Origin of the sequence: Lactobacillus gallinarum DSM 10532 = JCM 2011 (assembly GCF_001434975.1) — a bacterium.
Taxonomy (GTDB): Bacteria; Bacillota; Bacilli; order Lactobacillales; family Lactobacillaceae; genus Lactobacillus; species Lactobacillus gallinarum.
Map to the genome: position 1 here is coordinate 1 of NZ_AZEL01000068.1, position 534 is coordinate 534.

Genomic DNA, 534 nt, shown 5'->3' on the forward strand with positions numbered 1-534 from the left:
GTAAGCGTCAAATAAAATAGTGTACTTAAAAACCGTCCCAGTTACTGTTATACTGAGACGGTTATTTAAGTTCTTTTATTTACAATTCTTCTGGATCTTCTCTTGCCACGGTAAATAAGCTTCAAGGGTTTCCGAATCCAGAATCTCTTCATTCGGTAATTTCTGAAGCAAATAATTCAAGTACTTTTCAGGATCAAGGCCATTTCTCTTGGCAGTTTCAATTAAGCTTAGAATAAAGCCACTTACAGTAGCGCCTCTAAAGCTTTGTGAAAATAACCAATTTTTGCGGCCCATTATTAGTGATTTGACAGCTCGTTCAGCTTTATTATTAGATAATTCTAAATTACCATCAAGCAAGATATGTTCAAAAGTCTCTTGATGCTTGAGTGTATAATTAATAGCTTTTCCCAACTTAGAACCTGGTAAAACGGTTGTCTTATTTTTCTCGCACCAGTTGAAGAACTCTTGCATCAATGGCTTAAGTTTTTCTTGTCTTAGCTGGTAACGCTCTTGTTTGCTTAAATTCTCCCAGGT

The 534-nt window shown here is 35.8% G+C and carries 1 protein-coding gene; it reads right to left on the reverse strand.

Annotated elements, in window-relative coordinates:
* Nucleotides 1–75: 75 nt before the first annotated feature.
* Nucleotides 76–534, reverse strand: a 459-nt coding sequence (locus FC37_RS08465; protein ID WP_156400675.1) for an IS66 family transposase, incomplete at its 5' end; no start/stop codon positions are given.